We start from the raw sequence: 12,532 nt of genomic DNA, 5'->3' as shown, positions 1-12,532 counted from the left end.
CACGCGCCGAGCCGAGGAGACCCTCCTGCGGGGCCCCGACCCACACCACCAGCCCCGCCGGCGTTTGAGGCGCAGCCCCGGGCGCAGCCCGACCCCAGCAGCACACCGCCGAGCACCCCGCAGGGGCACGGCGCAGCCCGAGCCGCACCGCACACCGCCGAGCACCCCGCAGGGGACACCGCAGGGGCAAGGTCAGCGCGACGGTAGTGGGCCCCAGGAGTTGGGGTCGGGGGTTGCGGTGTTCGGGGGGTCGGTCCGGCGGCGTCGGCGGCGGTCGAGGGCGTCGCGGGTGGCCGCCGTCACCGCCCAGGCGGGGAACACGAAGGCGGTCAGCCCCAGGCCGATCGGTGCGAGCGAGCTCGCGAGGCTCATCTGTACGGCGTGGTCGGCCGACGGGCCGCTGACGCGGGCGCTCACCGGCCCCTTGGGCCGCTCGTCGAACGAGCCGTCGATCTTGATCCGGGCGAGCGTGAACGAGCCGTCGGCGGCGGTGAAGTCCCCCGTGCACGTCGTCGTCCGGTCGCCGTCGGCGTCGGGCTCCCCCCAGACGCAGCGCTCGGCACGGAACGCACCGTCCACCCCGGTCAGTTGGGTGATCAGCCGCGGTACCGCCGCATGGCACATGTAGATCCCGGCGGCGATGCTGACGGCGATCGGGACGGCGTGGATCCATCGCACGCCGGAGTTCTTCCTGGTCGCACCGGGGACGGGGACGGGGGCGGGGACGGGGGCGGGGGGCGCGGCCACGGCCACGGCCGGATCGGCTCTTCGGCGGCGTCGTCGGCGGGTCAGGAGGTCGCGGACGACCGCGAACAGGACCCACAGGGGGTACGCGAAGCCGACCAGTCCGATGCCCAGCAGGGGGGCCAGGGACATGAGCCCCGGCCGCACGGCCTCGTCGGCCGACGGTCCGGCGACCCGGGAGGCCACCGGCCCGACCGGATCGGTTTCGAACACGCCCTCGGCCGCTATTCGGTGGATGGTGAACGATCCGTCGGCGGCGGAGAAGGAGCCGGAGCACGCCCGTCGCTCGACCCCGTCGTAGTCGTTCTGCCCCCAGCATTGCTCCGCGTGGAAGCTGCCCTCCACCCCCGTCAGCTTGGTCATCAGCTGCGGTCCGGCCAGCGAGAAGGCGGAAATCCCGATCACCAGGCCCACGGTGATCGAGATGATGTCGCGCCGGCGGAGCTCTGCGTTTCTCCAGGTCATGGGCTGGAGAGTAGCGATCCCCGAGGCTCGTGGGCCCCGTTGGGCTGCGTTCAGGTGTCGGTCCGCGCAACGCCCGATCGGCGGGAATTGGCACTCCGCTTGACCGAGTGCTAATCGCCGGAATAGTCTCGCACCTGGCACTCACCCCTGGTGAGTGCCAACACAGCGACAGGCAGATCCGGCACCCGCGACGACGGATCGACCTGGTCGCCACCTCAGACAGTTAACCCCGGATCTCCGAAGGGGGAGGTCGGATCGTGACGACCGCCAGCTCCAAGGTTGCCATCAAGCCGCTTGAGGACCGCATTGTGGTCCAGCCGCTCGACGCCGAGCAGACCACGGCCTCCGGCCTGGTCATCCCGGACACCGCGAAGGAGAAGCCCCAGGAGGGCGTCGTCCTCGCGGTGGGCCCGGGTCGCTTCGAGGACGGCCAGCGTCTCCCGCTGGACGTCACCGTCGGCGACATCGTGCTGTACAGCAAGTACGGCGGCACCGAAGTGAAGTACAGCGGCGAGGAGTACCTCGTCCTCTCGGCTCGCGACGTGCTCGCGATCGTCGAGAAGTAATTCTCTTCATCAGTACTGCTTTGAGCTGCGCCCCTGGTCACCCCGCTGATTGCCGGGCGGCGAGGGGCGTAGCTCGTTAAACCCGAGTTTTCGAGAGGGCTGAACCGCTCCCATGGCGAAGATCCTGAAGTTCGACGAGGACGCCCGTCGCGCCCTCGAGCGCGGCGTCAACAAGCTTGCCGACACGGTCAAGGTGACGATCGGCCCCAAGGGCCGCAACGTCGTCATCGACAAGAAGTTCGGCGCCCCCACCATCACCAACGACGGTGTCACCATCGCCCGCGAGGTCGAGCTGGACGACCCGTACGAGAACCTGGGCGCGCAGCTCGTGAAGGAGGTGGCGACCAAGACCAACGACATCGCGGGTGACGGCACCACCACCGCCACCGTGCTGGCCCAGGCGCTGGTCCGCGAGGGTCTGCGCAACGTCGCCGCGGGTGCTTCCCCGGCCGCCCTGAAGAAGGGCATCGACGCCGCGGTCAAGGCCGTGTCCGAGGAGCTCCTCGCGACCGCCCGCCCGATCGAGGACAAGTCCGACATCGCCGCCGTGGCCGCGCTCTCCGCGCAGGACCAGCAGGTCGGCGAGCTCATCGCCGAGGCGATGGACAAGGTCGGCAAGGACGGTGTCATCACCGTCGAGGAGTCCAACACCTTCGGCCTGGAGCTGGAGTTCACCGAGGGCATGGCCTTCGACAAGGGCTACCTCTCGCCGTACATGGTCTCCGACCAGGAGCGTATGGAGGCCGTCCTCGACGACCCGTACATCCTGATCAACCAGGGCAAGATCTCCTCGATCCAGGACCTGCTGCCGCTGCTCGAGAAGGTCATCCAGGCCGGCGCCTCCAAGCCGCTGCTGATCATCGCCGAGGACGTCGAGGGCGAGGCGCTCTCCACCCTCGTCGTCAACAAGATCCGTGGCACCTTCAACGCGGTCGCCGTCAAGGCCCCGGGCTTCGGCGACCGTCGCAAGGCGATGCTCCAGGACATGGCCACCCTCACCGGTGCCACCGTCATCGCCGAAGAGGTCGGCCTCAAGCTCGACCAGGCCGGTCTGGACGTACTGGGCACCGCGCGCCGCGTGACCATCTCCAAGGACGACACCACCATCGTCGACGGTGGCGGTTCCTCCGACGAGGTCCTCGGCCGTGTCAACCAGATCAAGGCCGAGATCGAGTCCACCGACTCGGACTGGGACCGCGAGAAGCTGCAGGAGCGCCTGGCGAAGCTCGCCGGTGGCGTCTGCGTCATCAAGGTCGGCGCCGCCACCGAGGTGGAGCTCAAGGAGAAGAAGCACCGCCTCGAGGACGCCATCTCGGCGACCCGTGCCGCGGTCGAGGAGGGCATCGTCTCCGGCGGTGGCTCCGCGCTCGTCCACGCCGTCAAGGTCCTCGAGGGCAACCTCGGCCTGACGGGCGACGAGGCCACCGGTGCCGCGGTCGTGCGCCGCGCCGCCGTCGAGCCGCTGCGCTGGATCGCCGAGAACGCCGGCCTCGAGGGCTACGTCATCACCTCGAAGGTCGCCGAGCTCGACAAGGGCCAGGGCTTCAACGCCGCCACCGGCGAGTACGGCGACCTGGTCAAGGCCGGCGTCATCGACCCGGTCAAGGTCACCCGCTCCGCGCTGGAGAACGCCGCTTCCATCGCCTCCCTGCTGCTCACGACCGAGACCCTGGTCGTCGAGAAGCCGGCCGAGGACGAGGGCGACGCCGGTCACGGCCACGGTCACGGCCACAGCCACTGATCGCACGCACCACGCCGGGAAGGCCCCGCTCCGCAGTCGCGGAGCGGGGCCTTCCCGTTGTTCTGCCGTCGTCGCCCCTGGTGTCGGGTCGCCTCCCGTGGCGGGGCCTCAGGTCCCGTACGGCGTACCCGTTCCACCCATCTGCTGTTGCAGGGCGCCGGGGTTGTAGTGCCACCAGCCCTCGACGATCTCTCCCTCCACGCACCGGAAGGTGGTGCTCCCGGACATCTCGTACGTCTTGCCGGTCGGTGCGACTCCCATGAACGGGCCCTTGTGGGTGCCGCGCCAGTTCCACACCGTCGTGACCATGTCGCCCTCGGCCAGCTGGGCCATCGGCTCGAAGGACATGTCGAAGGCGGCGCGCCACGTCTCCATGTCCGACCGCAGGGCGTCGCGCCCGATGACGGTGGACTCCGCCTTGCTGACGTCGTGGTCGATGTAGTTCGTCGCGAAGCACTCGTCGAGGACGCCCATGTTCCCGCCCATGGCCGCTTCTTCGAACACCCGTAGGGCGAGCTGCTTGTTGAGGTGCTCGTCGCGGACCACGTCGAGGTTCATGAACTTCGGCATGCCTTCGCAGAGAGCCACCATCTCCTGGAACATCCGGTCCGTCTCGGGGAGTCCGGAGTTCTTCATGGCCTCCTCGTACGAGGCGAACTCCACCATGTCGACGTAGTGGTTCCGGGCCTCGCGGTCCTGGCCGATCATCGTGTGCGTGGCGGTGCGCCTGCCGCTGGTCTGCTCCGCCCAGCGGTCGATGAGCGCGTTCATCTCGTCGAACCGCCTGGTCTCGTAATCGATCACCTGTACGAATGTCATCGCGTCGCCTCCCGCGCTGGATGGGACAGGTCCAGTTTAGGGAGATTTCACCCGATCGGCCGCTTGGGTCGGGGCTTGTCGGGGTACCCTCCGGCGCTACTGGGGGCCGTACTTGCGGCCCGTACGCGAGGACATCCCGCCCAGCAGTCCGCGCGGCGTCAGCTTCACCACGCCCATCAGCGCCTTGTACCGCGGGTCCGGGATCGACACCGTCCTGCCGCGGGCCAGGTCGGCCAGGGCCGTGGCCACCAGCTTGTCGGCGTCCAGCCACATCCAGCCGGGGATGTTGTCCGTGCCCATGCCGGCCCGCTGGTGGAACTCGGTCCGGACGAAGCCGGGGCACAGCGCCATCAGCCGCACCCCGGAGCCCGCCAGGTCCCGCGCCGCGCCCTGGGTGAACTGCACGACCCAGGCCTTGCTCGCCCCGTAGGTGCCGCGCGGTACGAAGGCGGCCACCGAGGCCACGTTGATCACGCCGCCGCGGCCGCGCGAGCGCATCGACTCCGTGGCCGCCGAGGTCAGCCGCAGGACCGCCTCGATGTGCACCTTCAGCATGGTCAGCTCGTCGGCCATGGAGACTTCGAGGTAGCGTCCCTTGTTGCCGAAGCCCGCGTTGTTGACCAGCAGGTCCACCGGGTGGGTGCGGTCGCCGAGGCGCTGCTCGACCGCCGCGATGCCCGCCTCCGTGGAGAGGTCGGCGACCAGTACGTCGGCCTCGATGCCGTGCCGGTCGTGCAACTCGGTGGCCTGCTCGCCGAGCCGCTTCGTGTCGCGTGCCACCAGCACCAGATTGTGTCCCTGGGCGGCCAGCCGCCGGGCGAAGGCGGCGCCGATGCCCGCCGTGGATCCCGTAATCAACGCAGTCGTCATAGGCGCAACCTAGCTTCCCCCGATGACGGCGCTACCTCGCCCCGGCCCCCGCCCCGTACTTCTCCACGTACAGGCGCACCCGCTCGTGGGCCTCGGGCTCCATCGCCTCGCCCGCGGCCAGGGTGAGCGGCAGCAGGTCCCGTTCGGTGGTGAAGGCGCGGAACCACAGATGCACCGTCACCTCGTGGTCGGGCCGGTGGATGATCTCGATCGGATCGCCGGGGGAGATCGAACCCTCCTGGATCACCCGCAGGTACGCGCCCGGCCGGGCCTCCTGGGTGAACCGCTTGACCCAGCCGGTCTCGCCCATGGCTCCTTGGAAGGTCCGGCACGGGATGCGGGCCGAGGCCACCTCCAGGACGAGGTCGGCGCCGACCCGCCAGCGGTCGCCGATCCGCGCGGTGTTCAGGTCGATGCCGGAGGTGGTGAGGTTCTCGCCGAAGAGGCCGCCGGGCAGCTCGCGACCCAGCACGTGCTCCCACAGGTCCAGGTCCTCGCGGGCGTACGCGTAGACGGCCTGGTGGTCGCCGCCGTGGTGGCGCCGGTCGCAGACGGCGTCGCCCTCCAGGCCGCTGCCGAGGCCGGTGGCCTTGGGGCCCGGGGCGAGGACGTGGACCGGTCCGGGGACGGGGCGCTTGCCGATGCCCGTCACCCCGCCCTCCGCGTCCGTGTAGTCGACGGCCGTGGCACGGCCGAGGTTCACAGAGATCAAGTGCATGGAGCTCATGGGAACACGCTAACCGAGCACCCCAAAGTGACGTCGGTAGATTTCCTCGGAAATCAAAGTAGGGCTTATGCTCGAAGGGTGATCGAAGCACGCCATCTCCGGGTACTGCGCGCCGTCGCCGGGACCGGGTCCTTCTCCGCCGCCGCCCGCGAGCTCGGCTGCACCCAGCCCGCCGTCTCCCAACAGATGAAGGCGCTGGAGCAGTCGGCCGGCACCCCGCTGCTCATCCGCACCGGCCGCGAGATGCGGCTGACCCAGGCGGGCGAGGCCCTGGTGCGCCACGCCGCGGGAATCCTGGCCGGGCTGACCGCCGCCGAGGAGGAGGTCGCGGCCATCGCCGGGCTGCGCGCGGGCCGGGTCCGGCTCGTGTCCTTCCCCAGCGGCAGCTCGACGCTGGTGCCGACCGCGCTTGCGGCGATGCGCGCCGAGCACCCGGGAACCCGTATCTCGCTGGTCGAGGCGGAGCCGCCGCGCTCGGTGGAGATGCTGCGCGAGGGCGACTGCGACCTGGCGCTGGCCTTCCGCTATGGCGGCGCGTCCCATACCGCCGCGGAGTGGGACGACCTCGTGGTGCGGCCGCTGCTGACCGACCGGCTCGTCGGGCTGGTCCCGGAGGGACACCGGCTGGCCGGGGCGGAGCGCGTGGGCATGGCGGAGCTGGCGGACGAACCCTGGATCGCGGGCTGTCCGCGCTGCCGCCGGCATCTGGTGGAGGTGTGCGAGGGCGTGGGCTTCACCCCGCGCATCGACTTCGCCACCGACGACTACCCGGCGGTGGTCGGCCTGGTCGGCGCCGGGCTGGGCGTGGCGGTGCTGCCGGAGCTCGCGGTGGAGTCCGTACGGGCCAAGGGCGTGAGCACGGTGGCGGTGGAGCCGGCCGTCGAGCGGGAGGTCGTGGCGCTGACCCTGCCCGACCTGGCCCGGGTGCCGGCCGTGGCCGCGACCCTGTCCGAGCTGGAGCGGGCGGCCGCGCGCTGACCCGCGTCCGCCCCCGGCGGCGGCCGGGGGCGCACACGTCGGACGACCGGATACGGCCGAACGGGTGAAACGCGAGCCGGGCGGCGACACGCCCGGGCGGGCTGGTGATTCGAAGAAACGTTCCTTCGGACGCTTCGTCGGCTCTCAGTTCGGAGCGATCGGTCCGATCGCACTCGACGCGGGGATCAGGCGATGCCGGGCGCGGCCCATCAGTTCCTCGCGCTCGTCCTCGGTGAGGCCGCCCCACACCCCGTAGGGCTCTCGGACGGCGAGTGCGTGCGCGGCGCATTCCGAACGCACCGGGCATCTCATGCAGACCTCTTTAGCCGAGGCCTCGCGCGCGCTCCTGGCCGCGCCCCGCTCGCCTTCCGGGTGGAAGAAGAGGGAGCTGTCGACCCCGCGGCAGGCGGCTAGCAGCTGCCAGTCCCAGAGGTCGGCGTTCGGTCCGGGGAGGCGGGAGAAATCTGCCATTGGTAGTCCCTCTTGGTGCCGGTACTGAGGCGGATACGGTCCATGTCTCCACACCTACTGTCGGAGTAGATGTAAATATGACTCATTGGGAATCTAGCCTCAGACACGTGCCAAACGGAAGGAAAGCCGCCAAATAGGGCATAGCTCCAGATGGAGGACAGGCCGCTCGCGCCTCCGACGCCGTGATCGCTTCCTCACGTAGAGTGCTGAAGGTGTCCGTCCGACCCGTAACTCTTTCGAGTGACCATCGTTGAGAGTGCGAAGGCGGTTGAACCAATAAGTTCTCGGACAGGTGTCCGGGAGCATCGACCGCACAGGTGACGATACGTACCAGCCTGGAGGCTCAAGGTGACGCGCATCAGCAGCTGCGGAGGGCGGTCATGACATCCGTCCTCGTCTGCGACGACTCCCCGCTTGCCCGAGAGGCGCTCCGTCGCGCGGTTGCCACCGTGCCCGGCGTCGAGCGTGTGACGACGGCTGCCAACGGCGAGGAAGTCCTCCGCCGCTGGGGCGCCGACCGCTCCGATCTGATTCTGATGGATGTACGGATGCCCGGGCTGGGCGGTGTGGAGACGGTCCGCCGACTGCTCTCGGCCGACCCCGGCGCCCGCATCATCATGCTGACGGTGGCCGAGGACCTGGACGGCGTGGCCCTCGCGGTCGCCGCCGGCGCCCGTGGGTACCTGCACAAGGACGCCTCACGCGCCGAACTGCGGGCCACGGTCACCCAGGCCCTCGCCGACCCGACTTGGCGACTGGCCCCGCGCCGGCTCCGCTCGGCCGAGATGGGCGCCGCGCCCACGCTCACCGCGCGCGAGATCCAGGTGCTGGAGGGCATGAGCCACGGCCGGTCCAACGCGGAGATCGGGCGCGAGCTCTTCCTCTCCGAGGACACGGTCAAGACGCACGCCCGCCGGCTGTTCAAGAAGCTCGGCGCCTCGGACCGGGCGCACGCCGTGGCACTCGGCTTCCGCTGGGGTCTGGTCCGCTGACCTCCGGGTCGTGGCCGGGCGCGCCCCGGTCCGCCGCGGGCCGCGGAAAGTCGAGATCGGTCCCGTCCGCCACCCGCGGACGGGGCGGCGCGCCGCCCTCGACGGCTCCTGTTGTCGAGGGCATCTCCGTCCCCGCCGTACCCGGTGCGCACCCGGGGATTGGCGGGGCACAATCCGGGGGACGTCTCGCTTCGCGCGCGATGCCGCATCCTTGAGGGTGTGGAGTCTCTCGGGGACTATTCGGCCGAGCGGGAGGGGAGGGCGCAGACGATGAGTTCCGGCGCACCTGCTCATAACGCTTCGATGCACAACAAGGGCCATGGCGGCGCGGATGCTCCGGCGCCAAGGCACCATGGATTGATGCGCGACGACGAGGCCCTGGGGTCCCCTGCGGCCACAGGCCAGACCAGCACCGCCAAAAGTGGCGGTGCCGTAGGCGTCAGCGCGCTCGTACGCAGGGCGGTGGAGGGCGACGAGCAGGCCACGCACGACCTGCTCGCCTTCGTGCACCCCCTCGCGATCCGTTACTGCCGCACCCGACTCTCACGATTGCCGGGTGACGCTCGTCACTTCGTGGAGGACCTGGCGCAGGAGGTCTGCGTCGCCGTCCTGATGGCGCTGCCGCGCTACCGGGACACCGGGCGGCCCTTCGAGGCCTTCGTCTTCGCGATCGCCGCACACAAGGTCGCCGACCTGCAACGGGCCGCCATGCGGCACCCGGGCAGCACGGCCGTGCCCTCCGACGAGATGCCGGAGCGGCCCGACGACTCGCTGGGTCCGGAGGAGCGCGCGCTGCTCAGCAGCGACGCGGCGTGGGCCAAGAAGCTGCTGGCCAACCTTCCGGAGAACCAGCGCGAGCTCCTCGTGCTGCGGGTGGCCGTCGGACTGACCGCGGAGGAGACCGGGCAGATGCTGGGTATGTCCCCCGGGGCCGTGCGCGTCGCCCAGCACCGTGCGCTCAGCCGGCTGCGGGCACTCGCCGAGCAGTAGACGGCCGTGCGTGCGGTCCGCGTGGCACGCGCGGTCCTCGCGGCTCGCACGGTCCCACCGCGGCCCGGTGCGTCCGTTCCGTGGGGTCCGTACGGTGCGTGGGCTCCGCCGTCGGCTCGACCGAGGCCCCCGGCCTTCGGCGTCCCGCCCGCTGTCCGCAGTCGTAGGAAACGACGAATCTTCTGCTTGACCTTGGTCGTGGAATGAGACGCGTCGGGATCCCGTTAGCATGGACATCCGCGCTGAGCAAGACCATTTGGGAAGGTGTCATGACCGCCGACGGAGTGCCCGACAAATTCGCCACGCTCGGACTGACCTACGACGACGTGCTGCTGCTGCCGGGCGCGTCGGACATGTCGCCTGACGCGATCGACACCTCTTCCCTCATCTCGCGGAACGTCCGGGTGAACGTCCCGCTGCTGTCCGCCGCCATGGACAAGGTCACCGAGGCCCGCATGGCCATCGCCATGGCCCGTCAGGGCGGCGTCGGCGTGCTGCACCGCAACCTCTCCATCGCCGACCAGGCCAACCAGGTCGACCTGGTCAAGCGCTCCGAGTCCGGCATGGTCACCGACCCGATCACGGTGCACCCGGACGCGACGCTGCGCGAGGCCGACGAGCTCTGCGCGAAGTTCCGCATCTCCGGCGTCCCGGTCACCGACCCGGCGGGCAAGCTCCTCGGCATCGTCACCAACCGCGACATGGCGTTCGAGTCGGACCGCAGCCGCCAGGTGCGCGAGGTCATGACCCCGATGCCGCTGGTCACGGGCAAGGTCGGCATCTCGGGCGTGGACGCCATGGAGCTGCTGCGCCGCCACAAGATCGAGAAGCTGCCGCTGGTCGACGACGCGGGCATCCTCAAGGGCCTCATCACGGTCAAGGACTTCGTCAAGGCCGAGAAGTACCCGAACGCCGCCAAGGACAAGGGTGGCCGGCTCCTGGTGGGCGCGGCCGTCGGCGTCGCCGGCGACGCGTACGAGCGTGCCCAGGCCCTGATCGAGGCGGGCGCCGACTTCATCGTCGTCGACACCGCCCACGGTCACTCCCGCCTGGTCGGCGACATGGTCGCCAAGATCAAGTCGAACTCCACCGTCGACGTCATCGGCGGCAACGTCGCCACGCGTGACGGCGCCCAGGCGCTGATCGACGCCGGCTGCGACGGCATCAAGGTCGGCGTCGGCCCCGGCTCCATCTGCACCACCCGCGTCGTCGCCGGCATCGGCGTCCCGCAGGTCACCGCGATCTACGAGGCCTCGCTCGCCGCGAAGGCGGCCGGCGTCCCGGTCATCGGCGACGGCGGTCTCCAGTACTCCGGCGACATCGCCAAGGCCCTGGTCGCGGGCGCCGACACGGTGATGCTCGGCTCGCTGCTCGCGGGCTGCGAGGAGTCCCCGGGCGAACTGCTCTTCATCAACGGCAAGCAGTTCAAGTCGTACCGCGGCATGGGCTCGCTCGGCGCGATGCAGTCCCGCGGCGACCAGCGCTCCTTCTCCAAGGACCGCTACTTCCAGGAGGGCGTGGGCGGCGACGACAAGCTCATCCCCGAGGGCATCGAGGGCCAGGTCCCCTACCGCGGCCCGCTCTCCGCGGTGGTGCACCAGCTCGTCGGCGGTCTGCGCCAGTCCATGTTCTACGTCGGCGGCCGTACGGTCCCCGAACTGCAGGACCGTGGCCGCTTCGTCCGCATCACCTCGGCGGGCCTCAAGGAGAGCCACCCGCACGACATCCAGATGACGGTCGAAGCACCGAACTACTCCCGCAAGGGCTGAACGGCATGAGCTGAGGGGGCGGGTCCATCGGGCCCGCCCCCTTCGCCGTGCCGCGCGGCCGTCCGTACAGCGGTCACCGGAACGCATGCCCCCGGCGTTCGGGGATACTGGACGGGCAGACCCAGAGGAAAGGCCACCACACGTGACTGAGATCGAGATCGGGCGCGGCAAGCGCGGCCGCAGGGCGTACGCGTTCGACGACATCGCCATCGTCCCGAGCCGGCGTACCCGGGACCCGAAGGAGGTCTCGATCGCCTGGCAGATCGACGCGTACCGCTTCGAGCTGCCCTTCCTGGCCGCCCCCATGGACTCGGTCGTCTCCCCGCAGACCGCCATCCGCATCGGCGAGCTCGGCGGCCTCGGCGTGCTGAACCTCGAAGGCCTGTGGACCCGGTACGAGGACCCGCAGCCGCTGCTCGACGAGATCACGGAGCTGGACGAGGAGGCGGCCACCCGCCGTCTCCAGGAGATCTACTCCGCGCCGATCCAGGCGGACCTGATCCGGCAGCGGATCAAGGAGGTGCGCGACTCCGGCGTCGTCACCGCCGCCGCGCTCTCCCCGCAGCGCACGGCCGAGTTCTCCAAGGCCGTCGTCGACGCGGGCGTGGACATCTTCGTGATCCGCGGCACCACCGTGTCGGCCGAGCACGTGTCGGGCGCCGCCGAGCCGCTGAACCTCAAGCAGTTCATCTACGAGCTCGACGTCCCGGTCATCGTGGGCGGCTGCGCCACCTACACGGCGGCCCTGCACCTGATGCGCACCGGCGCCGCCGGTGTCCTCGTCGGCTTCGGCGGCGGCGCCGCGCACACCACGCGCAACGTGCTCGGCATCCAGGTCCCGATGGCCACCGCCGTCGCGGACGTGGCCGCGGCCCGCCGCGACTACATGGACGAGTCCGGCGGCCGCTACGTGCACGTCATCGCCGACGGTGGCGTGGGCTGGTCCGGCGACATCCCGAAGGCCGTCGCCTGTGGCGCGGACGCCGTGATGATGGGCTCCCCGCTGGCCCGTGCCACCGACGCGCCCGGCAAGGGCAACCACTGGGGCATGGAGGCCGTCCACGAGGACGTGCCGCGCGGCAAGAAGGTCGACCTCGGCACCGTGGGCACCACCGAGGAGATCCTCACCGGTCCCTCGCACACCCCGGACGGCTCGATGAACATCTTCGGCGCGCTGCGCCGCTCGATGGCCACCACCGGCTACAGCGAGCTCAAGGAGTTCCAGCGGGTCGAGGTCACGATCGCGGACTCGCAGCACAGCCGCTGATCGCTTCGCCGTACGCCGGAGGGGCGGCCCCCCCCCCCGGGGGGCCGCCCCCCCGGGGGGCGCCGGGGGGGGGGGGCCCGGGGGGCCGCGCTGGAGAAAGACGCCCCCCCGGGGGCGGGAGGCACCCCCGCGG

Annotated in this window: 12 protein-coding genes; 7 read left to right on the top strand and 5 right to left on the bottom strand. The window is 70.6% G+C overall.

All coding sequences use genetic code 11. The features are described from left to right. Positions 1-192 precede the first annotated feature (192 nt). On the bottom strand, positions 193-1,209 hold the full coding sequence (locus ACGFYY_RS41830; protein WP_393717799.1) for a hypothetical protein: 1,017 nt from the start codon (positions 1,207-1,209) through the stop codon (positions 193-195). A 257-nt stretch (positions 1,210-1,466) separates the two neighbouring features. Between ACGFYY_RS41830 and groES the strand changes: the two genes are divergently transcribed. Continuing rightward, positions 1,467-1,775: a co-chaperone GroES gene (gene groES, locus ACGFYY_RS41825; protein ID WP_030011064.1), complete on the top strand. Its 309-nt coding sequence runs from the start codon at positions 1,467-1,469 to the stop codon at positions 1,773-1,775. Positions 1,776-1,887: 112 nt separating this feature from the next. Next, complete coding sequence (gene groL, locus ACGFYY_RS41820; protein WP_365279931.1) at positions 1,888-3,516, top strand: chaperonin GroEL; 1,629 nt, start codon at positions 1,888-1,890, stop codon at positions 3,514-3,516. A 108-nt stretch (positions 3,517-3,624) separates the two neighbouring features. Here the strand turns inward: groL and ACGFYY_RS41815 are convergent, their stop codons facing one another. The 3 genes from ACGFYY_RS41815 to ACGFYY_RS41805 form a co-directional block, all read right to left on the bottom strand. After that, on the bottom strand, positions 3,625-4,335 hold the full coding sequence (locus tag ACGFYY_RS41815; RefSeq protein WP_393717797.1) for an ester cyclase: 711 nt from the start codon (positions 4,333-4,335) through the stop codon (positions 3,625-3,627). A gap of 96 nt (positions 4,336-4,431) precedes the next feature. Then, positions 4,432-5,205, bottom strand: a complete 774-nt coding sequence (locus ACGFYY_RS41810; RefSeq protein WP_393717795.1) for an SDR family NAD(P)-dependent oxidoreductase — start codon at positions 5,203-5,205, stop codon at positions 4,432-4,434. Positions 5,206-5,236: 31 nt separating this feature from the next. Then, the gene (locus ACGFYY_RS41805) at positions 5,237-5,923 is read right to left on the bottom strand and encodes an MOSC domain-containing protein (protein WP_393717801.1); all 687 of its coding nucleotides are present in this window, start codon (positions 5,921-5,923) and stop codon (positions 5,237-5,239) included. Positions 5,924-6,010: 87 nt separating this feature from the next. On the opposite strand from ACGFYY_RS41805, the gene ACGFYY_RS41800 reads away from it, so the two are divergent. Next, positions 6,011-6,910 carry a LysR family transcriptional regulator gene (locus ACGFYY_RS41800; RefSeq protein ID WP_393717793.1) on the top strand — a complete coding sequence of 300 codons (900 nt, stop codon included), beginning with the start codon at positions 6,011-6,013 and terminating at the stop codon, positions 6,908-6,910. Between the two features lie 144 nt (positions 6,911-7,054). Here the strand turns inward: ACGFYY_RS41800 and ACGFYY_RS41795 are convergent, their stop codons facing one another. Further along, a complete protein-coding gene (locus tag ACGFYY_RS41795; RefSeq protein ID WP_030011164.1) occupies positions 7,055-7,381 on the bottom strand; it encodes a WhiB family transcriptional regulator in 327 nt (108 codons plus the stop codon). A 380-nt stretch (positions 7,382-7,761) separates the two neighbouring features. Here ACGFYY_RS41795 and ACGFYY_RS41790 point away from each other — a divergent pair, with 380 nt between their 5' ends. The 4 genes from ACGFYY_RS41790 to ACGFYY_RS41775 all read left to right on the top strand — a co-directional run bounded on the left by ACGFYY_RS41790 (position 7,762) and on the right by ACGFYY_RS41775 (position 12,399). After that, positions 7,762-8,373 (top strand): response regulator transcription factor, encoded by a 612-nt coding sequence (locus ACGFYY_RS41790; protein WP_003948568.1) that lies wholly within the window; start codon positions 7,762-7,764, stop codon positions 8,371-8,373. 360 nt (positions 8,374-8,733) lie between these two features. Beyond that, positions 8,734-9,363, top strand: a complete 630-nt coding sequence (locus tag ACGFYY_RS41785; protein WP_365279942.1) for a sigma-70 family RNA polymerase sigma factor — start codon at positions 8,734-8,736, stop codon at positions 9,361-9,363. Positions 9,364-9,632: 269 nt separating this feature from the next. Then, positions 9,633-11,132 (top strand): IMP dehydrogenase, encoded by a 1,500-nt coding sequence (gene guaB / locus ACGFYY_RS41780; RefSeq protein WP_030767408.1) that lies wholly within the window; start codon positions 9,633-9,635, stop codon positions 11,130-11,132. Positions 11,133-11,274: 142 nt separating this feature from the next. Continuing rightward, positions 11,275-12,399, top strand: a complete 1,125-nt coding sequence (locus tag ACGFYY_RS41775) for a GuaB3 family IMP dehydrogenase-related protein (RefSeq protein WP_030767410.1) — start codon at positions 11,275-11,277, stop codon at positions 12,397-12,399. Positions 12,400-12,532: the final 133 nt, after the last annotated feature.

Origin of the sequence: Streptomyces sp. NPDC048331 (assembly GCF_043201215.1) — a bacterium.
Lineage (GTDB): Bacteria > Actinomycetota > Actinomycetes > Streptomycetales > Streptomycetaceae > Streptomyces.
Note: the sequence above shows the minus strand (reverse complement) of the source record. Positions and strands in the feature narration are given on the sequence as shown.